Source organism: Streptomyces sp. NPDC017202, from assembly GCF_044331705.1.
GTDB lineage: Bacteria > Actinomycetota > Actinomycetes > Streptomycetales > Streptomycetaceae > Streptomyces.
In genome coordinates this window covers 1-23,397 of sequence record NZ_JBIRNP010000028.1, presented here as the reverse complement: position 1 = coordinate 23,397, position 23,397 = coordinate 1, and the positions used below count along the sequence as shown (strand labels likewise).

General features: G+C 72.4%; 17 protein-coding genes and 1 pseudogene. 10 read left to right on the top strand and 8 right to left on the bottom strand.

What is annotated here, in order from left to right; genetic code table 11:
- Positions 1-85 precede the first annotated feature (85 nt).
- The 3 genes from ACH4N1_RS32310 (at position 86) to ACH4N1_RS32300 (ending at position 2,414) form a co-directional block, all read left to right on the top strand.
- Positions 86-1,144 (top strand): MerR family transcriptional regulator, encoded by a 1,059-nt coding sequence (locus ACH4N1_RS32310; RefSeq protein ID WP_398103397.1) that lies wholly within the window; start codon positions 86-88, stop codon positions 1,142-1,144.
- A 120-nt stretch (positions 1,145-1,264) separates the two neighbouring features.
- Positions 1,265-1,846, top strand: coding sequence for a sugar O-acetyltransferase (locus tag ACH4N1_RS32305; protein WP_398103394.1), 582 nt, complete (start codon positions 1,265-1,267; stop codon positions 1,844-1,846).
- A 10-nt stretch (positions 1,847-1,856) separates the two neighbouring features.
- A complete protein-coding gene (locus ACH4N1_RS32300; RefSeq protein WP_398103392.1) occupies positions 1,857-2,414 on the top strand; it encodes a TetR/AcrR family transcriptional regulator in 558 nt (185 codons plus the stop codon).
- 15 nt (positions 2,415-2,429) lie between these two features.
- On the opposite strand, the pseudogene ACH4N1_RS32295 reads toward ACH4N1_RS32300, so the two are convergent.
- Positions 2,430-2,962 (bottom strand): annotated as a pseudogene (locus tag ACH4N1_RS32295) (NAD(P)-dependent alcohol dehydrogenase); the annotation flags it as partial.
- Positions 2,963-3,192: 230 nt separating this feature from the next.
- Entirely contained in the window at positions 3,193-3,435 is a 243-nt protein-coding gene (locus ACH4N1_RS32290; protein ID WP_398103390.1) for a DUF5302 domain-containing protein, read from the bottom strand.
- A 664-nt stretch (positions 3,436-4,099) separates the two neighbouring features.
- On the opposite strand from ACH4N1_RS32290, the gene ACH4N1_RS32285 reads away from it, so the two are divergent.
- Positions 4,100-4,468, top strand: coding sequence for a YbjQ family protein (locus ACH4N1_RS32285; RefSeq protein WP_382785778.1), 369 nt, complete (start codon positions 4,100-4,102; stop codon positions 4,466-4,468).
- 864 nt (positions 4,469-5,332) lie between these two features.
- Positions 5,333-5,758: a cupin domain-containing protein gene (locus tag ACH4N1_RS32280; RefSeq protein ID WP_398103387.1), complete on the top strand. Its 426-nt coding sequence runs from the start codon at positions 5,333-5,335 to the stop codon at positions 5,756-5,758.
- A gap of 42 nt (positions 5,759-5,800) precedes the next feature.
- Here ACH4N1_RS32280 and ACH4N1_RS32275 read toward each other — a convergent pair whose 3' ends face one another.
- The 3 genes from ACH4N1_RS32275 to ACH4N1_RS32265 all read right to left on the bottom strand — a co-directional run bounded on the left by ACH4N1_RS32275 (position 5,801) and on the right by ACH4N1_RS32265 (position 6,583).
- Positions 5,801-6,028 (bottom strand): hypothetical protein, encoded by a 228-nt coding sequence (locus ACH4N1_RS32275; RefSeq protein WP_398103385.1) that lies wholly within the window; start codon positions 6,026-6,028, stop codon positions 5,801-5,803.
- A gap of 1 nt (position 6,029) precedes the next feature.
- Entirely contained in the window at positions 6,030-6,203 is a 174-nt protein-coding gene (locus ACH4N1_RS32270) for a hypothetical protein (RefSeq protein WP_398103382.1), read from the bottom strand.
- A gap of 62 nt (positions 6,204-6,265) precedes the next feature.
- Positions 6,266-6,583 carry a UBP-type zinc finger domain-containing protein gene (locus tag ACH4N1_RS32265; RefSeq protein WP_398103379.1) on the bottom strand — a complete coding sequence of 106 codons (318 nt, stop codon included), beginning with the start codon at positions 6,581-6,583 and terminating at the stop codon, positions 6,266-6,268.
- A gap of 197 nt (positions 6,584-6,780) precedes the next feature.
- Between ACH4N1_RS32265 and ACH4N1_RS32260 the strand changes: the two genes are divergently transcribed.
- Both ACH4N1_RS32260 and ACH4N1_RS32255 read left to right on the top strand, forming a co-directional pair.
- Positions 6,781-7,290: a DinB family protein gene (locus ACH4N1_RS32260; protein ID WP_398103376.1), complete on the top strand. Its 510-nt coding sequence runs from the start codon at positions 6,781-6,783 to the stop codon at positions 7,288-7,290.
- Positions 7,291-7,494: 204 nt separating this feature from the next.
- The gene (locus ACH4N1_RS32255; RefSeq protein ID WP_398103373.1) at positions 7,495-8,178 is read left to right on the top strand and encodes a DUF5701 family protein; all 684 of its coding nucleotides are present in this window, start codon (positions 7,495-7,497) and stop codon (positions 8,176-8,178) included.
- Between the two features lie 680 nt (positions 8,179-8,858).
- On the opposite strand, the gene ACH4N1_RS32250 is transcribed toward ACH4N1_RS32255, so the two are convergent.
- Entirely contained in the window at positions 8,859-9,491 is a 633-nt protein-coding gene (locus ACH4N1_RS32250) for a TetR/AcrR family transcriptional regulator (protein ID WP_398103370.1), read from the bottom strand.
- A 169-nt stretch (positions 9,492-9,660) separates the two neighbouring features.
- Here ACH4N1_RS32250 and ACH4N1_RS32245 point away from each other — a divergent pair, with 169 nt between their 5' ends.
- From ACH4N1_RS32245 to ACH4N1_RS32235, 3 genes are all read left to right on the top strand, one after another.
- Entirely contained in the window at positions 9,661-11,214 is a 1,554-nt protein-coding gene (locus ACH4N1_RS32245) for an MFS transporter (protein ID WP_398103368.1), read from the top strand.
- A gap of 45 nt (positions 11,215-11,259) precedes the next feature.
- A complete protein-coding gene (locus tag ACH4N1_RS32240) occupies positions 11,260-13,947 on the top strand; it encodes a family 78 glycoside hydrolase catalytic domain (protein ID WP_398103365.1) in 2,688 nt (895 codons plus the stop codon).
- 148 nt (positions 13,948-14,095) lie between these two features.
- Complete coding sequence (locus ACH4N1_RS32235; protein WP_398103362.1) at positions 14,096-14,875, top strand: DUF4097 family beta strand repeat-containing protein; 780 nt, start codon at positions 14,096-14,098, stop codon at positions 14,873-14,875.
- Positions 14,876-15,118: 243 nt separating this feature from the next.
- On the opposite strand, the gene ACH4N1_RS32230 is transcribed toward ACH4N1_RS32235, so the two are convergent.
- Together ACH4N1_RS32230 and ACH4N1_RS32225 are read right to left on the bottom strand one after the other, a co-directional pair.
- Positions 15,119-19,732, bottom strand: a complete 4,614-nt coding sequence (locus ACH4N1_RS32230; protein ID WP_398103360.1) for a peptidoglycan-binding domain-containing protein — start codon at positions 19,730-19,732, stop codon at positions 15,119-15,121.
- A 28-nt stretch (positions 19,733-19,760) separates the two neighbouring features.
- The gene (locus ACH4N1_RS32225) at positions 19,761-22,643 is read right to left on the bottom strand and encodes a hypothetical protein (protein WP_398103358.1); all 2,883 of its coding nucleotides are present in this window, start codon (positions 22,641-22,643) and stop codon (positions 19,761-19,763) included.
- Positions 22,644-23,397 lie beyond the last annotated feature (754 nt).

Sequence of the window (23,397 nt, the reverse complement as noted above, 5' to 3'; positions counted from 1 at the left end):
CGAAGCAACCGAGACAAGGCAGGTGCCCCTTGCCGTCCCCCGTGTCCTCGCTGTCCGGCCTCGCCACTCCGGAACGTGCGGCGCCGTGCCGCGCGACCGCTCGGAACCCGTGATGGGCCTCGACGCGCGGGGCGCCGCGGAGACGTCCGACGCCGGAATCACCACCGGCTGCCTGGCGCGCAGGCTCGGGGTCTCCCCCACCACCCTGCGCAGCTGGGACCGGCGGTACGGCCTCGGGCCCGCGGTGCGCGACGAGGGCAAGCACCGTCGCTGGACGCCGGAGGACGTCGCCACGGTCCAGGAGATGTGCCGGCTGACCGCGAGCGGCGTCCCTCCGGCGGAGGCCGCTCGCATCGCGAGACAGCGCCCGCCCACCGGAGCCGCGCTCCGGGCCGCCCTCCACGCGACGCCCGCGGCAGGCGATCGGGAAGAGCCGGAGCGGTCGGACGCCGCGCCGTCCCCTGCTGTGCCGCACCACGAGAGCGCGGCGCCGTCCGAGCATCCGCGGCAGGCATGCGTGGGACTCGCGCGCGCCGCGGTGCGCCTGGACGCCGCGGCCGTCCAGGAGCGGCTCACCGACGCCATCAGCACCTACGGGCTGATCGGCGCCTGGGAGAAGGTCATGGTCCCCTCGCTCCGGGCGGTCGGTCGCAGGTGGGAATCCTCGGGCGACCGGTACATCGAGGTGGAGCACCTGCTGTCCTGGCACATCTCCGCCACGCTGCGGCACGTCTACGTCACATCGACCCTGCGGCACGTTCCGCACGCCGCGCCCCCCGTGCTGCTCGCCTGCCTGCCCGGCGAGCAGCACACGCTGCCGATCGAGGCGCTCAGCGCGGCGTTGGCCGAACGGGGTGTTCCCGCCCTGGTGCTGGGCGCCGCCGTCCCCACCGAAACGGTCGTGGCCGCGGTCCAGCGCGTCGGGCCGGTGGCGGTGGTCCTCTGGTCGCAGTCGCGGTCCACGGCGAGCCTCCCGCTGGCCCGCCACCTCGCGGCGACGCGCTGGGGAGTGCGCGGCGCCCGCACGCAGAGCCTGGTCATGCTCTGCGGGCCCGGCTGGAGCAGGCCGACGGAGCCCGGCCTGACGCGTCCGGCCGGACTGAGCACGGCGGTCCGGATGCTCAGCTCGGCCGGGTCCGCCTGAGGGGCCCGGCCTCCGGCCGGCCGACACGTTCGCCACGTTCGCCACGTCCACCGCGGCCGTTCGCCGCCCCGCCCCGCCCCGTAGCGTACGTTCGTACACTACGAGTGTACGATCGTACGCATGACGACGGACCACTTCGCGGACGACCCCCGTACCAACCTGGAGCGCATGCTCGCGGGCGATCTCTACATCGCCGACGACCCGGAGATCGCGCGCCGCCAGCAGCAGGCCGTCCGCCTGGCCGCCCGCTATCAGGCCGCCTACGCCGAGGACACCGACGCCGCCCGGCCGCTCCTGGCCGAACTCCTGGGCGCGCTGGGCGAAGAGGCACACGTGCGGCCGCCGCTCCACGTCGACTACGGCAGCAACATCACGATCGGCGCACGCACCTTCGTCAACTACAACCTGACCGCACTGGACGTCGCGGCCATCACCATCGGCCAGGACTGCCAGATCGGCCCCAACGTCCAACTGCTCACCCCCACGCACCCCCTGGAACCGCAGCCCCGGCGGGACAAACTGGAGGCGGCGAAGCCGATCACCATCGGCGACAACGTCTGGCTCGGCGGTGGCGCGATCGTCCTGCCCGGTGTGACCATCGGCGACAACTCCGTGGTCGGCGCGGGCGCCGTCGTCACCAGGGACCTGCCCGCGAACGTCGTGGCGGTCGGCAATCCGGCCCGACCGGTGCGGAGCCTGTGAGCCCGCCGCCATGGCCACCGGACACACCGACCCCCGCCGCCGCGCGCGCATCCTCGACGCCGCCCTCGACCTCATCGCCGACGAAGGGGTCGCGGGTGTCTCCCACCGCAAGATCGCCGCACGTGCCGGCGTGCCCCTGGGGTCGATGACCTATCACTTCGATGGCATGGACGAGGTGCTCCGCGAGGCGTTCCGTCGCTTCTCGGACCACATCGTGGCGCTGTTCGACGCGTATCTGGCGCCCCCGGCCGACCGCGACGAGGCCAGGGCGGCGGTGACCGACCTCGTCCACGCGCTGTCCGAGGGGAGCCCGCGCGACCTCGTCCTCACCCAGGAGCTCTACACCCTCGCCGCGCGCCGGCCGGCCTACCGGGAACTCACCCAGGAATGGATGGCGGGCAGCCGCACCCACCTGGAGAAGCACTTCGACGCCGACACGGCCCGCCAGCTGGACGCCCTCGTCGAGGGCCTGATCCTGCACCGCGCCCTGGCCCGGGAACCCCACGACCGCGCCCTCACCCTGGACGCCGTCACCCGCATCACCACCGTCGGGCGGGGGGACGGCTAGGCGGTTTCGTCTGCATCAGTCGGTCGTCGGCCCGGGTGTGCCGATGCCCGCTGGCGGATGGGTACGGATCAACCGGCCGAAGGGGAACCGCTCGGCCTGCCACAGTCCGGCCAGCCGCGGTATCAGCAGGCCTGGCACCGCCTCCCCCTCGCAGATCTGGGAGATCTTGCGGCCCCGCTCCAGTGCTCCCGGCTGAGGCGGCAGCGCGGTGTGGGGGCGTGCCGCCGGGCCGAGGTGGCCGGTCGGGCGCAGGGCCCGGAGCGCGTCATTGATCAGCTGGGCGGAGCCCGCGCTGTCCAGCGTGTACCGCGCACCGTCGGTCAACCGCCGGATGCGGTCGCACGGGTCGGCCGATGCGGCGTGCAGGGGTATCACACGGAACCGCGCGGCCAGGCCGGCCGTCCGGGGTACCGGTCGGCGGTCACCGCCCCGGCGGCGACCGCCGTCACCGCGGCCAGGCCCACCGCTCCCGCCCCGAAGACCGCAACAGTGTCTCCGGGGCCGAAGGTGTGGAAGACCGCTCCGGCGCCGGTGAGGAAGCCGCACCTGACCAAGGGCCACACGATCGAGATCTGTCGGGCGGACCGGCGCACAGTCGTATTCACCGTCGACGCCGTAGAGGGCTACGACAAGGAACACTCCCGAGCGCGAAGGTGTACGGCAACTCCGAGCGGGCCGGGCCACAGGTGGTGACCCGCGGCGGTGACTACGCCGAGCACACCGGACACCAGGGCAACGTCGTGGTCTGCGCTACCCTCACCGCGGTGGGATCCCGGACTCAGCCGCCGCTCTTCCGGCGGAACGACCGCTGACTCGCGGCCGGGCCGTGCGTGCCGCGGATCTTTGACGCCTCGGTGTTCGCAGCGGCGTCGGCGGCGTCCGCCTTCACACCACGCTTGCGCGCCAGGGCCTCCCGGAACTTGCGCTTCAAGTCGTACTGGCCGTCATCGTCGGGCGCGAGGGGACGGCTCTCGCCGTCCAACGGCTCCGAGCCTTCGGGCGATGGAGACTCTGCGGTCACGGCGACCTCCTGGGACTGGGTGGTGGAAGGCACAGCTTGTCATGGTGGGCACCCGCCGAGGGCGGCGTACCGGGTCGGCGGGCTCATCGGCGGGCGGCGAGGGGTCGGCTTCGCCCGTCGGCCCGGTCCTTGCCCGGCAACCGCCACGACGCCCGCGCCCACCGCGGATCAGAAGCAGACCGGGCCGTGAAGGACGCATCCCTCCTCGGCGAGGACGGCTGTCGCGGCACCCCGCATCCCGCACCGCCCGTGCGGGGGCCGATCACTCACCTCACAGCAGCAGGCCGACCACCCCGTCCACGGCCGAGCCGGAGGCCGCGTCGAAAACGCCTTTTCCGGAGGAAGACCTACAAGGTACTTCGCGGCTGCCGGCTACCCGGCGGCAGTGTCGACCATGCCGTCCTCGGCGTGGTCGACCGCACGAGCCTGCCCTCGCCGGACAACTCCGGCTCGGCCGAGGGCCCTTTCGGCGCGGCCCCGACACCCGCTTGCAGAAAGTCGTTCGGTCTCAGCCACCGGCCGGCACGAGACGGCAGCGTATTGCGGGCCGCACGGGCACGTATCTCGAAAAAAATCCGCGGCACCGGGTGAACCCGCACCACACCGGCACCGTTGCGGCAGGTGTCCGGTTCTTTTTCTCCTTCCCACCTGTAAGGCGGAACCCATGCCCATCGATGACTACACAGGAGGCCCGGCACAGGGCTCGAACGTTCTGGTCGTGACCACCAACGAAGTGCCGGGACACGAGGTGAAGCAGGTGATCGGAGAGGTCTTCGGCCTCACGGTGCGCTCCCGCAACATCGGTTCCCAGCTGGGCGCCGGGCTGAAGTCGGTGATCGGCGGTGAGTTGAAGGGCCTGACCAAGACACTGGTGCAGACCCGGAACGAGGCGATGGAGCGCCTCGTCGAGGCGGCCGGTGCCCGCGGCGCGAACGCCGTACTCGCCATGCGCTTCGACGTCACCACGGCTCAGGACGTCGGCACCGAGGTCTGCGCCTACGGAACGGCCGTGATCATCGCTCCGGCGCCGTAGCCCGTCGTTCACCCTCGAGCGCCGGCGGTGCGCCGTGCTCGAGCATCCGGTGCGGCAAGCGGTCCACGCCGGCGTGAGGGGTGCATGTGCTTCATGGGCCGGCGCCGCCCGGCCCATGAACGCCGGCTTGCAGGTGGACCGCACCGGCGTGCTGCGCAGGCCGTTGCGACGACGGAAGGAACCGACGGACGCCTCGACGCCCTCACCACCTTCGACGACGACACCGACCTGCGCGCCGTCTTCTCGTGGTCCTACCGGGCCCTGGACCAGACCTCCGCCCGGCTTTTCCGTCTCCTCGCCCTCCGCCCCGGGCCCGACATCACCGCTCCCGCCGTCGCCAGTCCGGCCGCGCTCCCCCTTTCCCGAGTCCGCCGCCTGCTCGCCGAACTCGCCCGGGTCCGCCTCGTCGAACAACCCGTCCCGGGCCGCTACACCCTGCACGATCTGCTCCGTGAGTACGCCGTGGGCCTGGGTTTCTTTCCCGACGTCTTCCAACCCGTTGACGCATCCGACCTCATGGACACTGTCGAGGGACTGCTACGTCATCACCGTGACTCGGTACTGGCGCCCTCCGGCACGCCGCGCCGAACTCCACCACGCCTTCGCCTCCCTCGCCTGCCGCCTCGTCGGCGGTCCGCTGCACGAGACGCCGTGTTGCAGGGTGAACCATCACACTGTTCCGAGCGTTCACAGGGGAGGAACGCAGATTCGAAGATCACTGCACATGATTCCTGGCCGGACTCTCCGCCCCGTCTTCCGAGGAAGCGTTCCCGAATCCACGATGTCCCGGCTCTCCCGCCGGTGTCGAATCATGAAAAGGAGCTCATCATGTTGGATCGCCGCTCCCTTCTACGGTCCAGTGGCGTGGCGGCAGCCAGTGCGCTCGGCGTCGCTTCTTCCGTCTCGGCTGCCGAGGCCTCTTCCACGACGCCCCACGGTCATCACTCGTTTGTTCCCGACCCGACCGCCGGCGTGACGCGCACCCTGCTTCAGGAGAACCCCTCGCCGGCCGAAGGCTGGAAGACTGTGCAGACACTCGTTGAAATTCCCCGGCGTAAGGAATCGGGACGCCACAGCCACCCGGGAGTGGAGGTCGGATACATCGTCCGCGGTGACGTGTCGATGGAGTTCGACGACGGGACCACCTTGCGACTTCGCACCGGTGACCCCTTCTTCATCCCTTCTGACACCATCCACAACGCCCGCAACATCGGGACGGTGACGACGATGATGCTGTCCACCTACGTCGTCGACGAGACCAAACCTCTGGTGACCACCCATACCCACTGATCGAACCGTTCTCATCCTGTCCTGCGAGTGCGACGGCGCGGGTCAGCAGGACGGTGTGACAAGACGGGGCTCCTGGTCGTTGCGGTGGTGTTCTCCGTGCACCGCGCTCCGTCCGAGGAGCCTCGCCCGGTCACGCTTCGTGCTCAACCGAAACCTCGGATGACGCCCCTCCAGGGCCTCCAGGAGGCGGTAGGCCGTCGCCCGGCCGGGCAGGTCCTCCTCCTCGAACCCTCTGACCAGCAGCCGGGTCCCGGTCCGCTCGATGACCATCTCAGCCGCCTTCGCCGCGTACCGGCTCTCCAACGGGCTCGCCCGCCGCGCAGGCGGCGCGGGGCTCCCACGACGCCGGCAGTCCCTCGCTGCCGCTGCGGAACCCGGTGAGCACCTCCCTGACATGCGCGGCCCGCTCCAGCATCTGCTTCCGCTCGCCGGCGTCCAGCACCACCGACCGCCGTCGTCTCCCACGGGTCGTCGCAGGCCGACCCGGACCCGTCCGGGATCACGCGCTCAGGTCGCGTGACGTGGTCGGAGGTAGACCTCGTCGACGAAGCACCAGGCCCACTCGTCACCGCCTCCGAGGCCCCGTATCAACGGGTGGCCGGTGGCGTCGAAGTGAGCGGTGGCATGGCCGTGGCGCGAACTGTCGCAACAGCCCACGTGGCCGCAGGTGAGGCACACCCGCAGGCCCACCCAGTCGTGTCCGAGAGCCGTGCACCGCAGACACACCTCGCTCCGCGGTTCGTGCTCCCGCTCGAGTGTCTCGATGTGTGCGCAGCCGCGTCCCTCCGGCCGGCCGCCGTCGGGACGCGGTGTCCACCTCGTCATGTCGTCTCCCCTTCCCCGGCCTTCTCCGGCCTTTCCTCACCGTTCCTCTCTTCGACCGCCGTGGGGCCGTCGGATGCGACCCGCGCGAAACGCTCCGAAGGCAGGTGCGCAGGCCGGTGTTCGGCTGCGGGGGCAGCGGTGCCGGTCGGCGCGCGGACCGGCACCGCCACGGGGCCCGCCGGACTATCGTTGCGGTCATGGTCTTTCCGACATCGACGTGTCCCGCCGTCTTCCACGCCCCCCTGCGCGACCAGTTCGAGGTGTTCCTCGACGAGCATCGGTCGGCGCTGCACGACAGCCTGAGCGGACTGACCAAGGAGCAGGCACGCAGGTCGCTGGTCACGTCCAGGACCACCCTGCTGGGCCTGGTCAAGCATGCCGCGTTCGTCGAGAAGGTCTGGTTCGACGAGGCCATCACCTGCCGGTCACGTACCGAGATCGGCATTCCCGCCTCCCCCGACGAGTCGTTCGAGCTCCGCGACGACGACACGATCGCCTCGGTCCAGCGCGCCCACCGGGAGGCCTGTGCGGCGTCCCGTCGGGCGACGGCGGATCTGGCCCTGGACGACCTCGTACGGGGCAACCGCCGCGGCCCGCTGCCGCTGCGTTGGGTCTACCTGCACACGCTGCGCGAACTGGCCCAGCACTGCGGCCACGCGGACATCCTGCGCGAACAGATCCTCGCCGGTACGACGCGTCCCCGCTGAGGCCGGGACCGTCCTGCGGCAGCCGCGGCCGGGCGCGCGGTGCCGGAGGGGGCGCCGCATCGCGCGCGGGTCGAGTCGGACCGGGTCGGGGCGCGTCGGCGTCCGGGTATCCGCGACAAGCGCACGCCCGCCCGGCCCGGGGAACGTCCCGGCGGCTTGCCGCGTTGTCCCTGGGCCGACGACATCGCCGACCCTGGGAGTACCGTGCCCGAGACCTCGCAGACCACCTCCACCGTCGTGCCCACGCTCCCGTCCCCGAGCGCGCAGGCCGAGCGCCTGATCGAGCTGGGGGTGCACGAGATCGCGGAGCTCTCCACCGCCGACCTGCGCTCGTTCGCCGAGACCGCCGAGGCCGCCGAGGCTTCCCGGGACGGTGAGGGCGCCCTGCTCGCCGTCCACCCCGACCGAGCACCGGCCTCCGCCCTGGCGCCCCTGCTCCGCCTCGACGGCAAGCCGGGTTTCGTCGTCACCGACATGGCCGACGTCGACCTCTTCGCGCCGCTCGACGGCGCCGCGCCGCCCGACGCCCCGCTCTACCTCGTCTCGGGCCTCGACCGGGGCGACCGCATGGCCAACTGGAGCCCGGACGAGGCCCTGCCCGCTCTCGCGACGGAGGGCCGCACCCCGTTGCTGCTCACCGAGGGCATCCACTGGGTGATGCAGCTGCCCGCCGTGCTGGAACGCAACCGCTGCTTCATGACCATCGGCTCCCGGCTGCGCAAGGCCGACGGCGCGCTGGACGCCCGCACTCCGGCGATCTGGATCAGCAACGGCACCGGACGGGACGGCCGCGAGCGCCGCAACGCGCCGAAGGTCGGCTGGTGTTGGGCGGGCAACCGGCACACCTGGCTGGGTTTCGCCTCCGCGACGGGCCGCTGGGGCCGCTAGGGCGTGTTTCGAAAGTCCCTCCCCCAGAGGGGGTGCCCCAGCCCGGCGGCGTCTGGCACGCACTCCCCCGGAGGGGGCACCCCCAGCCGCGTTGTCGGGATCGCCCCGATACAACCAGTATCGGGACGACCCTCCGCCTTGCGATCGCACGCACCAGACGCCGCCGGGCCTGCCCTTCGGGCAGACGACGCCACTTTCGAAACACGCCCTGGTGACCTGAGTCGGAAGTTCTTCGCCAGATGGGCGGCCGTCAACCTGATGCCGTGCTGCCGCCAGGTCCGGCCCGGCCTGCTGAAGTCCGGTCTCCGGCACGTCAGGCAGCCCGCGAGAACTGCTCGAAAACCTCCGACTCAGGTCACTGGGACCTGTCGTTTGGAGCACGCCGCCGACGCGGGGCCCGGCCGGGCCGAACCGATCGTCCGTGGACCGCCGCCGTCCGACGACGCGCCACCCGGCCGGGGACGGCGGCGTCGGTCCGGAGGCCGGACCCGGACACGGCGCACGCCATCCCCTCCCGGGACCGGTGCCCGGCGTCGAGGTGCACCACCGGCGGTTCGGCGGGCGGTCGTGACGACCGGGGACGTCCGGGCCGACGTCACGCCGAGGCCCTCCGGGTCGCCCGGCATCCTCGTGCGTCACCCGGACCCGCGGGGGGGGGACCGGCGACCGCGGCCCGGCCGTCAGAGACCGCCGCCGTCGGCGAGGACGGTGCGGGCGATGCGGTCGGCGTGGGTGTGGACCGCCCCCGCGAGGTCCAGCGTGCCGCCCGAGATCACCCACTGGAGCTGGAGGCCGTCGCTGACGGCGATGCACTCGCGGGCGACCGCCCGGCAGTCGGTGTCCTCGCGCAGCGTCCCGTTGCCCATGGCGGCGCCCAGTTGGCGGGCCAGGGCGTCGACGGCGCGCTCGTAGCGCTCGGCGAAGAGGGCGTGGGCGGCACTGGCCGGATCGGCGGCCTCCGCCGAGGTGAGGACGAACAGCTCGATGAGGCCGGGCTCGGCGAGGTGACGCTCGGTGGCCGCCACCATGGCCCGCAGGATGTCCCGGCCTCCCACGTCACCGGGCAGGCGTGACCACCATTCCGCCTCGGTGGCGAAGCGGTGCTCCATGACGGCCAGGAGCAGGTGCTTCTTGCTGCGGAAATGGTGCAGCAGGCCGCCCTCGGTGATGCCGACGTCCTCCGCGACGCGGGTCAGCGCGGTGCGGTGGTAGCCCTCCTGCGCGAACCGCTGTGCGGCCGCCTCCACGATCTTCTGCCGCCGGGCCACTCCCACCGAGTAGCTGCCGCGCGGGCCCCGGGTGCTGCTGGTCATGCCGCTCACCGTAGTCATCACCCGGCGGGTGAACACCCGTGGGGGGCACCGACGGCAGCCCGGTGTGACGTGGAACACATTCCCAAAACCTAGCGCACTCGGTTTTTGGTTCGCATCATCGGTCGGAAACCTCGGCGTAACGACGCGCCGACCTCTCCTCGGAGCGACCATGAACACTTCACCCGGCCCGGCGCCGCTGCCCGCGGCGCCGGTTTCGACCGGTGACACCGACGCGACCGGCCCCACACGGTTCGTCTCCGAAACCTCCCGGACCTCCCGCTGGACCGGCGCGGAGCTGCGCCGGCTGGCCGCCCTGGTGTGGCCCGGCCAGTTGCTCGTCGTGGCCGGCATCATCGCCGCCAACGCCCAGCCGCAGATCGCCCAGCACTTCCACACCACGCAGATCGCCTGGTTCAGCCTGTCGTTCACGCTGGCGACGATCGTGGCCACCCCGTTCGCGGTGCGCCTGGGCGATGTGCACGGCAAGCGGCGCGTCATGCTCGTCCTGGCCGCCCTCGGACTCGTCGGCGACGTCGTCACCGTCGTGGCGCCGAACTATCCGGTGATGGTCCTGGGCCGGGTGATCGGGGGGCTGTACGGCCCGGTCGCGGTCCTCGTCCTGGCCGCGGTCCGCGATCTGTTCCCGCCCCGCAAGGTCGCCATGGCCCTCGGGACGGTCGCCGGTTCGGTCGGCGTGCTCAGCCTGCTCGCCCCCCTGCTGTCGGGCCGGCTGCTGGACGTGTTCGGCTGGCGCGGTGCCCTGTGGTTCCTGGTGGCCTCGACCGTCGTCGCCATCGCCACCCTGCTCGCCGTCCCCGAGACCCCCCGGCGGACCGCGGCCGGCCCGCTGGACCGGGCCGGCGCCCTCCTGCTCGGCGGCGGCCTCGCCCTGCTGATCATCGGGATCGGCCAGGGCCGCGACTGGGGCTGGAGCTCCGCGGGAGTCCTCCTCACCCTGGTCGGCGGGGTGGCCGCCATGGCCGCCTTCGTCGTCGTCGAACTGCGCGTCGCCGCACCGATCCTGGACCTGCGGATGCTGGGGCGCCGCTCCCTGGCCACCGTCCTGCTCGGCTCCTCCGTGCCGCAGGCCGCCTTCTTCGCCTCCCAGGCGATCCTGATCTTCCTCGCCCTCTTCCCGCCCGTCCCGCACGTCTCCGACGGACTGGGCTGGTCCACCACCCACAACGCCGTCATCGGCATCCCCGCCGGACTCGTCACCTTCGCCGCCGGCATCGGCGTCGGCCGGGCGGTGCGGACCGTCAGCCCCCGCGCCGTCTGGTACGCCGGCCTCGGCATCCTCACCTGCGGGCTGGTCCTGGCCGCCTTCCACCACGGCGACGCGACGCAGATCATCACCACCGGCGTCGTCATGGGACTGGGCGGCGGCATCCTGATGGCCGGGCAGCAGACCATGATCGTGTCGGTCGTCTCCGCGGAGGAGCAGGCCGCCGCCAACGGCATGTCCTCCCTGCTCACCCAGGTCTTCCTGGCCCTGACGAACCAGATGCTCTACGCGGTCCTGGCGGCGGACTCCACCGTGCTGGACGGCACCGCCTTCTACCGCGACCGCGCCTTCACCCACGCCTACCTGGCGATGGCCGCGGTCGTCGCCGTCGGACTGCTCATCTCCCTCGCCATCCCGAGGCTGGCCCGTCCCGCGGACGTCGCGGCCCGCGACCTCGATCCGGCACCCCCCGCGCCCGAGGCGCTCCGGTCCGCCTGACCGCACCTCCCGTTCACCGCCGGCCCCTCCCCGAGAGGACCCTCCTTGTTCAGCACCACACCCACCCACCTGCGGGTCGAACACCTCGACAGGCCCCTGGGCATCCACGTCCGATGTCCGCGCCTGTCCTGGAGACTCCCGCACGGATCACGTACGCAGACCGCGTACCGGATCGAGGCCGGGAACTGGGATTCGGGGAGGGTGGACTCGGCGGTCAACACCTACGTCCGGTACGCCGGCCCCGCGCCGGGGTCGGCCGTCCGGATCCCCTGGCGGGTCAAGGTCTGGACGGACCTCGGCGAGAGCGACTGGTCGCGGGCCTCCTGGTGGGAGACCGGCCTCCTGGAGCCGGACGCGTGGCAGGCCCGGTGGATCGAGCCGGCCGAGCCGGAACCCGCCGCGGCCGGCCTCCGCCCCGCCCACCTGCTGCGCCGCGCCTTCACCCTCGGCAAGCCGGTCCGCGAGGCCCGCCTGCACGCCACCGCCCACGGGATCTACGAGGCGTTCCTCAACGGCCACCGGGTCGGGGACGCCGAACTCACCCCGGGCTTCACCGCCTACCGCTCCCGCCTCCAGGTGCAGACCTACGACGTCACCGGCCTGCTCGTCCAGGGCGACAACGCGCTCGGCGCCGTACTCTCCGACGGCTGGTTCCGCGGCCGCCACGGCTTCGCCCGCGAAGCCGACGGCTTCGGCACCCGCACCGCCCTCCTCGCCCAGCTGACCGTCGGGCATCCCGACGGCACCACCACCGTGCTGGGCACCGGCCCCGGCTGGCGCGGCACCGCCGGCCCCGTCACCGCCGCCGACCTCATGGACGGCCAGGAGAGCGACCTGCGCCTCCACGACCCGCGGTGGGCGACGGCCGGCTTCGACGACCGCCCGTGGCACCCGGCGGACGTCGCCCACGGCGGCCTCTACGACGACTTCACCCGCCTGACCGGCCCCCTCGCCCCACCCGTCCGCCAGGTCGAGGACGTACGACCGGTCGCGGTGACCCGGCGAGGGCCGGGGCGGCACGTGGTGGACCTGGGGCAGAACGTCAACGGCCGGCTGCGGCTGACGAACCTCGGCCCGGCGGGCACCCGTCTCCGTCTGGTGCACGGCGAGGCCCTGGACGAGCACGGCGACGTCACCACCGACAACATCCGCGCCTTCGACTGGACCACCCACCGGCCGCTGCCGGCCGGCCAGATCGACACCGTCACCTCCGCGGGCCGGCCCGGTGAGGTGTTCGAACCCCGCCACACCACCCACGGGTTCCGCTACGTCCGCGTCGAGGGCCACCCCGGCCCCCTGACCGCCGACGACGTCACCGGCGTCGTCGTGCACAGCGACCTGACCCGCACCGGCTGGTTCACCTGCAGCGACGAACGTCTCAACCGCCTCCACGAGGCGGCGGTGTGGAGCATGCGCGGCAACATCTGCGACGTGCCCACCGACTGCCCCCAGCGCGAGCGCGCCGCCTGGACCGGCGACTGGCAGGTGTTCGTCCCCACCGCCGCCTTCCTCTACGACGTCGCCGGCTTCACCGCCAAGTGGCTCGCCGACCTGGCCGCCGACCAGTGGGCCGACGGCACCGTCCCCAACTTCGTCCCCGACCCCGCCGGCGAGGCCGGCCGCCGCGGTTCGCCCGAGGGCGGCATGAACGGCTCGGCCGGCTGGGGCGACGCGGCCGTCATCGTCCCCTGGGAGATCTGGCGCGCCTACGGCGACCTGGACCTGCTGCGCACCCAGTACCCCTCGATGTGCGCCTGGGTGGACTTCGCCACCCGCCGGGCCCGCACCCGCCGCCACCCGGACCGCGCGGCCTCCCGGCCCCGCGCCGCCGCGCACGAGGAGTTCCTGTGGGACACCGGCTTCCACTTCGGCGAGTGGCTGGAGCCCGGCGTCGCCCCCGACCTCGACCCCACCCGGGACCGCGGTGACGTGGCCACCGCCTACCTGCACCGCTCGGCCGACCTGCTCGCCCGCACCGCGGCCCTGCTGGGCCACCGGGACGACGAGACCCGCTACCGGCGCGTCGCCGACGGCGCCCGTACCGCCTGGCAGGCCGAGTACCTCGTCGGCGACGCCTCCCCCGGTGGACCCGTCACCGCCCCCGACACCCAGGCCACCCTGGTGCGCGCGCTGGCCTTCGGACTCGTCCCCGAGGCCGTACGCGCCCGCGCCGCGGACCGGCTCGCCGCCCTGGTCCGCTCCGCGGACACCCACCTGACCACCGGTTTCCTGAGCACCGGCCTGCTCCTGCCGGTCCTGGCCGACCACGGTCACCTCGACCTCGCCCACGAACTGCTGCGGCAGCCCACCGCGCCGTCCTGGCTCGCCATGATCGAGCGCGGCGCGACGACCGTCTGGGAGGACTGGGACGGCGTCGACGAACGGGGCCGCCCCAAGATGTCGTACAACCACTACAGCAAAGGGGCCGTCGTCTCCTTCCTCCACCAGTACGTCGCCGGCATCCGTCCGCACCCGGACCCGGAGCCGACCGCTGCCGGACACCGGCGCTTCGTCGTCGCGCCCCGGCCCGGCGGCGGCCTCACGTGGGCCTCGGCCCGCCACGATTCCCTGCACGGGCCCCTCACCTGCAGCTGGCGGCAGCACGGCGACGAGTTCACCGTGACCGTGACCGTTCCGCCCGGCACGACGGCCGAGGTCAGGCTCCCCGGGAGCGAGCCCGCCCCCGCTCCCCCGGGAACCCACACCTACACCGTCACCCGCCCACCCCGTTGAGGCGGACGCACGGTGTGTCGGCGCACGGCGTGCACCTGCTGATGCCGCATCAACAGGTGCACGGAGCAGGTCGGTCGAGGGCTTCGGCTAAGGCCCGGGCCTGACCGCCGCGAGACGGGGAAGGCGACCCGGCATGGATGCGGTGGCGATGACGACGACGTACGCGCGGCGCCTGGCCGTGGTGCTGGCGGCCCTTCCCCTCGTCGCGGGGTGCGGCGGAACGGGACACGACGGGCGGGACGACGCCCGGGCGGCCGGAGGGCAGCCGATCACCGGCCCGGGGGCGCACCTGGTGATCACCACGGACAACGGGGTGCGTCTGCGGCCCGCGGACGGCGACCGGGTCGTCGTCGACGACCGGGGCGTCGGCCACCGCTGGACGCACCACGACGGCACCTGGGTCATGGACCTGTCGTGCGCCCGGCCGCCCGAGGCGGACGGGCCGTGCCCGCGCATGCCCGAGGTCGACGTCCCCGCCGGCACGTCCGTCACCGTCACCGCCCGCAACGCCGGCATCGACGTGGCGGGCATCGACGCCGCCCTGGACCTGACGACCGTCAACGGCGATGTGACGGTGACCGGTTCCGGGAACGGAGAAACCGCAGAAGGCGCGGAGGGCGCGGCGGTACGGCTGGCGACCCGGAACGGTTCGGTTCGCGCGGACGCCCTGCGGGTGACGACGCTGCGCGCGCAGACGGTGAACGGCGACGTGGTGCTCCACTGCGCCACCGCGCCGACCGGGGTCGCGGCGGCCACCACCAACGGCTCGGTCCGCGTCGTCGTGCCGCACGACGCGCCCCGCTACCGCGTCACGGCGACCACGGACAACGGCCGGCCGTCGGTGGCCCTCCCCACCGACGGCACACAGGACGACCGCACCATGGCCCTGACCACGGTCAACGGCGACGTCGGCGCCGCCCGGGAGTGACACCGGTGCTTGAGGAATTCCTGACAGCCACCCTTTCTTTGCGGTAGTGCGCCTTGATGACGGTTTCCGCCACATCTCCGAACAGCGAGGACATCCTGCGCTCGACGCTGTCGGGAGAACCTTCGTACACCTCGCCAGGTGCGAAGCAGATGCTCACGGTCAGCTCCTTCCAGGGTGACTGCCGTCTGATGGCATCCCGGTTTTCGCGCATCCCGACACGGGGGCACGACGCCGTTCACCTGGTCAGTGCCCGTGGTGATCACCACCCCAGCGGTGGTCCCACCTGCCGTGGTCGCCCCAGTCGTGGTCACCACGGGTGCGGTCGTCACGGTCGTGGTCGCCCCAGTCGTGGTCACCACGGGTGCGGTCGTCACGGTCGTGGTCGTCCCTGTCGTGGTCGTCCCTGTCGTGGTCGTCCCTGTCGTGGTCGTCCCTGTCGTGGTCGTCCCTGTCGTGGTCGCGGTCGTCGTCACCAGGGCGGCGGTCCGCTCCCAGGGGGACGGTGTCGCAGTACACCACCGGCCCCGGCGTGGCGGGCGGGGCGGCGGCGTCGGGCGGTATGCCGTCGGTCTCCATGACCAGCAGACGCAGCCGGTCGCGCGGTACGTCCGAGGGCAGGGGGACCTGGCCGATGTAGGAGGGGGTCCTCGTGGACACCGCGTCGATCGAGGTCAGGGTGACGGTCGTGCCGTCGAGCGACAGCCAGCCGAGATCCTCGTCGGCGACGGTGTCGCTCCGGCGTTGCACCGTGGCCGTGATCAGTGGCGGCGGGGAGTCGGTCGGGTCGTACGACGGGCCGGTGACGCTGACGGTCGGCACGTCGTCCAGCCTGACGCGCAGTTCGCGGTCGGGCAGGGTCCTCACCAGATCGGTGACCACGACCGGCGAGATCTCGGCATCACGGATCGAGTCCGGTTGGAAGCGGACCAGGGCCAGCCGGACGAACGGCAGGTAGGTCGTCCCGGTGTCGAGGTCCACGTCGCAGAACCAGCGGCCCTCCTGCCGGTCGAACTGCGGGGCGAAGCCCGCGACGGTGACGGTGCGCGAACCGGCGGGTGTCGCGGGGGTGACCTGCTCGGCGTGCTGCACCACGTTGGTGAAGGTGGCCAGGGTCGGGGCGACGACCTGCGCGGAGCGGTGCACGGGGTCGCGGCCCATCAGGGTGACCTCCGGGAAGTCGCCCACGGGTGTGCCGGCGGGCGGCGCCTGGCCGAGTACCACGCCGAGGAGTTCGCCGGGCCCGGAGGAGAACCAACCCCGTTCCAGGAACACCCGGATGCCGCCGCCGCGGCGGCGCCTGACGACGGTGCCGGGTGGGCTCTCGACGGTCTCGAGGGACAGGGTGGGGACGCAGTACAGCAGCCGGGGTGCGGTGGGCCGGGCACTGCTGGGCACGGAGTGCCGCACGGGCGCGCCCCGCACCGTCAGGGCGTCCGGGTCGTTCTCGGCGAGTTCGGGCGGGAAGCAGTCACCGAACCGGGTTCCGGCCACCGGGTGGTAGAACACCACGCGGTGCTTGGTGTCGCCGAACTCGTGCTTCCTCGGTTCGGCCTTGTCCGGGTCTCCGGCGGCTTCGGTGTCGAAGGCCAGTGTGCCGTCCTCGAGGGTGGCCGACGGGCTGGACGCGGGATCACCCGGGGGCAGCAGCCTCGATGTCAGCAGGTCGAAGACCGTGGTGGTCATGGGGCGTTCGGTGGGCCCTTCCCCGCCTTCGTCGGACACCTCCGTCCAGTGCGCGACGAGTTCGATCCGGCCGGTGCTGTTCTGGTCCAGTCCGATCGTTCCGGCGAGCTGCTCGGCCGTGGCGTTCGGCGGGCGGGGCGCCGAGGGCCGCAGGTCGAGGACGGGTTGCCGCAGTGGTCGCTGGACCGCGTGCACGAGCGTGAGGGTCTGGGAAGGGCTGAACATCCAGTGGCGGCCGGCGGCGGCCAGGTTCAGGGCGGTGGCTGCGCGGCCGCGCTCCTCCTCGTCCTGCCGCGCCGCCTCCTCCGCCTCCTCCGCCTCCTCCGGCGCGGCTCCGGATCGCGTCCGCCCGCCGGGCAGTTCGCGGCACCAGGAGGCCAGGCCCATGAGCCCCTCGTCGAACCGCATCGCGGAACACACCCGTACGGTGGCCACCTCGGCCTTGGGCAGGAAGACCGTCAGCACCCGTGACGCCTCGTCGAAGCGGGGTGGTGCGTCTCCTTCCGCGAGCCTCAGCCGGACCGAACGGGGCCGGTGCCAGGCACTGCCGCCCCACGGCACCTCGAACGGCTCGCCCGCCGGCATCCCCGGCAGGTCCAGCAGCACAGCCCCGGTGGACAGGGGCTCGCGCAGATACGGCAGTTCGACCTGCTCGCCCGGGTACCGGACGGTCGCCACGGGGTGCTCCGGGTCGGCGGCGGGCGAGGGGACCGTTTCCACTTCCGCCTCCGGCCGGGCCGGATCGCTCAGCGAGCCGCTCTCGCGGGACGCCAGCGCGTAACCGGCCTCCCTGGCCGCCCGGTCCTGCGAACCGATGGCCTCGTCGAGCAGTCCGTGCCGTTCGACGCAGTGCAGGGAGGCCTTCGGCGCCACCAGGTGCCGCTCGTCGACACCGCTGTAGGGCGGGTGGTTCCCCGTCGTGACCTGCGGCAGGCCGTTGAGGTCGGCGGCGTGCTGTTCGGCGGTGCGGGCCGGTTCCCCCTGCCGGGCGTCCCCGCCTCCCGCGCCGGTGGTGCCGGGGGCCGCGTCGCAGTCGACGGCGAAGCCGCCCCTGCGGCCGAGTTCGGTCAGGGACGCGCAGTCGGGAACGCCGTCGGCGGCCGGGCCGCCGATGCCCTGGTCGCGTTGTTCGGCGGCGTACGCCTCGCGGGTCTGCCTGCCGAAGTGGCCGGTCGGCCCCGCCGGGATGGGGTGGCCCAGGGCGATCAGGGTCTCCTGGACGACACGTACGTCGTCGTTGGTCCGTTCCGGCTGCACGTCGGCCAGGACGACGACTCGCGTCCCGGGGCCGGGGGCCGGGCCGTCGGTGGCCGGGCCGGGTGCGCTGCCCGGGGTGCTGCGGATGACCAGCCGGGACACCGAGGTTCCCTCGTGCAGCGGTGACCGGGGCACCACGGCGGGAGCCGGGACGGACTCGAACCGGCGGAAGACCAGCGGCCCGTCCCCCGGCAGGACCAGGTCGCCGCTGCCGTCCCGGTCGACCAGGGCGTCGGCCTCGTCCAGGGTCGGACCGTTGCCCGCCAGGTCGACGGTGCGCAGCCGGACCCGGTATCCGCGACCGAACCTCAGGCGGGGCAGCGAGCCCTGCCTCGCCTTGACGTCGATGCGCAGCGGAAGCCTGGTCTGCGCCTCGTTGGCGGGTTCGACGACCTCGTCGGGCGCCCCCTCGCCGATGCCCAGGACCCGGCCGGGACGGGGTGCGGACAGCGACCAGCCCTCCCACGTCATGATCCGTTCGGGTACGTACACGACGTCACTGTCGGCGTCGGCGGGCGAGGACACCAGGTTGGCCAGGAAGAAGCCCTCGTCCGAGGCCTCCAGGAACGGTTCGCCGGCGCCCGGGGAACGGTAGGCCACCGTGCGCGCGTGCAACGAGTACCAGCGGGCCCGGGTGTCGTCCCAGACGTCCATCCGGTGGCCGCGGACCAGGTCCTCCGCGCACAGTTGCGGCATGCCGGGCGAGTCCGGCCGGTCCGGAACCTGCCCGTCCTCCCGGAGCTGCCGCCCGGCCCGTACGGCGGTGGCGACGGCGTCCTCGTGCCGGACCGCCGTGTCGAAGTCGGTCTGGAGGACCTCTTGGCGACCGTCCCTGACCAGGGACAGTCCCTGTGTCCGGACCGGGGCCAGCCCTCTGGTCTGCGGCGCCGACTCGGCCGGTTCCGGTTCACCGGCCCGTTCGCGGGCGAGGTCCGCCAGCTTCAGCGCGGCACTGTCGATGTCGGCCTGCTCGAGGGAGAAGTCGTTCTCGGGCAGCGCCACCAGGCCGAGTGCCGGAGAGGCCAGCGGGTCGGTCTCGAATCTGCGGGGCGCGGCGACGAACAGCCCGCGGTCGGGCAGGAGGACGTAGCGCGTGCGCGGGGGCACGTCGACCGAGTCCGGCCCGAGTGCGGACACCCAGTGCGGGGTGACGCACAAGAACCGCTCGCCCGAGGAAACGGGGATCTTCTCGACGGGCAGGACGAAGTCCAGGACCAGCCCGAGCTGCCGCAGCAGCGCCGGGTGGTCGCCGAGCGAGGTGAGCATCTGGTGGAAGTCGGGATCGGGCTTCTTCGGTGGTGGCGCGCTTTCGGTGGCCGTCGGCTCGTCGCCGGTCACGGGCCGGTGGAACTCGGCCACTTCGTCGAAGCCCTGGCGCATGGTGGCGGCCGTGTCGGAACGTTCCGGGTCCGCGACCGCGCTCTCGGAGCCCATCATCTGCCGCATCATGGAGCGCATTTCGGGGGGCCGTTCGGGAGACCTTCTGGCCGCCGTGCCGTAAGCCGTGCGGGTCGCTTCACTCACCCGCTTCGCCGAGTAGGTGCGCATCGTTGCGGCCCGGCCGGCCATGCCCTCGAAGACGTAGGGCTCCACCGGGATGGTGCCGCCGAAGAGCTTGTTCCACGACGTGCTGTCGGGAGGAGGTCCGGACGCCCGGACCGGGCCGGTGAAGGAGGGGGAGACGCCGTCGCCCGGGCCGAACTCGAACGTCGCGTCCTTGATCCTCTGCGGCCAGGAACGGAAGTCGTCGAAGGAATCCAGTGTGCCGCGTTCCGGTTCCTCACCGGGCTGCGCCGCCGGGTCCCGGTCGGGTACTCCCAGGCGGGGGCTGACGAAGACGGACACCTTGGCCTGTGTCCCGTCCGCCGACAGGCCCGCCGGGAGCACCGTCCACAGCACTCTCTGTTCGAACTTCATGATCGTCCACCACCGGGTCCGCGGGTTCCTACGAGTCGCCGTCGAAGCTGAGGCAGTACTCCTCCCAGTGGGTGTCCTTGTCGAAGCAGTCGACGAAGGTGGGGTCACCCGGTGCGCCGGAGAAGCTCCGTTCGAGGCTGAGGGTCACGGATTTGCTGAAGAACGCGATCTTGACGCTCACCGTGAGGGTGCCCCTCCCCCGGACCACCGACTGGCCGTCTTTCTTCTCGTACGTGAGCTCCAGGTAGAACTCGACGGACACGGTGACGATGCCCAGCACGCTGAGGAAGCCGTTGCACCGCAGGTAGCCGCCCACGGTGACGGCGTCGCCCTTGAGCTCGAAGCGGACTCCGGCCATCACCGTGACCCCGCCGCTCGCCACCCCCAGGTCGAGCGCCGCGCTGCCGCCGAACTCGATGGCGCCCTCGGCCTCCCTGATCCCCCGCTCCGCGTCGACCAGCAGGGAGAAGTAGCCGCCACCGCCGAACAGGGAGACGGTCACGTTGAAGGGGCGCTGCCGCTCGGAGACCGAGAAGCGCAGGGAGACGGCCTTCGCGGGCTCGAAGGGAATGATCAGTTCGGCTGTCAGGGAGACGTTCGCCAGGGAGAAGACACCGACGCCGATGGCCGGGAGGGCGAGCGTGTAACCGGTGCGGATGCCGGACGGCTGGACGTCCACGAACGCGCCGGAGCCGAAGGCGTCCGCGGGCAGGGCACTGCGCAGCGTGTTGATGAACTCCAGATCGCCGTCGAACTTCAGCTCCAGTCCGGAGGCCGTCACGTCCGGCTTGCTGCCCGGCACGGCCCTGAAGGTCAGTTCGGCGATCTCCACCCGGGCCACCCCGGCGACGTTCAGGGCGATGTGGCGCAGCCGGCCCTCCACCGAGGTCGTCCGGTCGGCTTCCTTCGAAATCGTCGTGCGTGCGTCCAGGGTGAGCACCGTGCCGTTCACGTCCAGCAGGAGCGGCTTGTCCTCCGGTCCGCGAGTCGGCGGTTCCAGGTCCGTCTTCCACACGTAGCGCAGTTCCTTGCCGGCCCCGTCCGCGAGGTCGCGGATGCGCAGGACCGGAGCGGGAAGCCTGCCGTTGTCGTCGTCGAGGACGGCTTGGATGTCGTCGTCCCCGAGTTGCCCGAGCCGGTCGAGGGCCTGGCCTGCGATGTCCCCCACCAGTTCGCCCAGGTCGATGAAGCCGAGCAGTTTCGCCGCTCCGAAGGCCTTTCTGATGTCGGTCATGGGCGCCGTGCCGACGGCTCCCGTGGCGTCGGCCTTGAACATGTCGGGGACGACGCCCGCCTGACTGGTGATCACCTTGACCGCGGCGTTCGGCCGGGCGAGGCCGCCGGACTGCTCCGCCGCGAAGGTGAGGTCGACCGCGGTGTCCAGGTCGAGGTACGCGCGCGCAGGGTGTGCCGTCATGCCGCGGTCGACGTAGACGGTGTTGAAGCGCACCGGCACGTGGCTCGCGTTCGGGGTGAACGGTTCGAGGGCGGGGACCTGGACCTCGGCGCGGGACACGACGAGCGTTCCGGCCAGGGGGTGTTCGCCCCCGTCGGACTTGGGGACCATCTGGAAGACGAGTGAGCCGACCGCGTGGCTGGTGCTGCCGGGAGCGTCGGCCGGCGGCTTCGCCATGGCCATCACCTGGCCTCCCAGCGTCCGCTCCAGGCGGTTGCTCGTCGCCTTCGTTTCTTCCGGCGCGTAGAGCCTCCTCAACTGCTCGAACTCGCCGGCCCGTGAGGCGGGTACGAAGACCAGCGGGATGGTGAAACTGACGTCGCGGCCCTCGTGGTCCGTGCCGATCACGGTGAACTCGTGGTCACGCGAGCCGTCCTGGAGCTCCACCCAGAACGACTCCACGGCCAGCGGCTGGTCCTGGCCGGGGAGTTTCGGGGGCCAGACGGGCTTGATCGGCGGGGTGACCCGGTCGGTGATCCGCAGGGTGCGGAAGGGCATCTCCCGCCCCTGGTGCGGGAACCCCGTGGTTTCCCCGTACCGCACCTCCGGTACCCGCGGGAGGATGCGGTCCTCCCGCTGCAGGTAGGCCGTGACGCCACCGTCGCGGTCGGCGATGAACAGCCGCTTGTACTCGGTCACCAGCAGGGCCGGGTGTCCGGTGCAGAGGAAACCGCGGGTGACGACCCTGACGAACTGGTCACGCCCCAGACCGGTGATGTGATCGTATGCCGCAAGGTTCGGGCGGTTCCTGCGGATCGAGTCCAACTGCGCGGCGGCCTTCCCGGTGAGGTCGTCCCAGGCGCCGTGCAGGTGGGTGGAGGCACCCAGGGGCGTCACGATGAACTGCTCGGCGTGCAGGGGAGCGCTGGGCAGCACGATGGCCGCGTTGTCGGTGTCGAACAGCTGCTGCCGGCAGGTGAGGGTGACCAGGGCCTCCAGGTCGGCCGCGCTCAGCGGAACCCGCTCGGCGACGGGGGTCCGGTCGCCGACCCGGGCGAAGGCACGCAGAAGTGCTTCGCCGCCCCGTTCACCGGTCAGCCGGGCGTGCCACAACCCGGTGCGGCCGTCGGCGCTGCGGGGCTCCGGCGGGCACACCCAGTCGACGGGTTCGTCGTAGGTGAGGAGAAGCCGGGTGGGGAACTCGAGGACGCTTCCGGGAAGCCCGGTGGGGGTGGCGCCCGGCTGGACGACCGGCACGGTCATCGGCACCAGCCGCTCCCAGTCGAGCAGGGACTCCAAGGACAGTTCCAGACCGTCCACCTCGGGCGGCACCGAGAAGACCAGTTGGGACGCACCGGAGGCGAACGCCTTCATGGGGCCGGGCGAGGCGGTGGTGGCGGCCGGCGGCGGGGCGACCTCCTCCAGGACGTGTTGCGGTGGCAGCCCGATCAGGATCAGCGTGGGAGCGGCCGGCTCCCGCCGGACCAGGCGGCGGCCATCCCACCGGAGATTCACCAGGCCTATGTCGGCCACGAGCATGTCCGCCGGGCGCACGACCCGGAACGGGCCCACCGCGCCGTCGTCGCCGGGAGGTTCGGGACGGTCCCCACCGGGGCCGTCCGGGGGGCCGTCACCCCACGGACGGTCCGGACGGTCCCCTCCTCCGGGATGGTCCGGACGGTCCCATCCCCCACGGCGGTCCCATCCTCCGGGCCGGTCGGGAGAACCCCAGCCACCGGGACGGCCACCGCTTCCGGAACGGCCCTCTTGATGACGTTGGCGCACCTCCTGCCGAAGTGTCGGCGCGGCAGGAGAACGGCTGTGGAAGGCCATGACGCGACCCCCTCGTACGAGGGAAAGGGAACGACAGGGGGGAGGGAAGGGAAGGCCGGCCCCGTCCGAGGCCACTCGCTTCTCCTTTCCATGGTGCCCCCGCGAGCGGAACATCACCAACGCGCGCCTGAACCGGTGAGTCCGGAGCAGCTGTGCCCGGGGCACCCGGGGGATCTCCGTCCGCCAAGCGTCATCTGCCCCGCTCCGAAAGCGACTTGGCGCGTCGCGAGGAACCACGCCGAACGGGATCGACGCACCGGTGGTTCGCACGCGTACGCCCGTGCGTCTTCCGGCGACTTCACCGGCCCCCACTTCACGGGGGTCCCCGCCTCCGACGGCTGCTAGGGCCTGTCCGGCGGATCATGCCGGAGACGCGGGGTCCGGCACGCCCTCCCCCGGAGGGGGTGCCCCCAGCGGCGTTGTCGTCGGTCGCCGA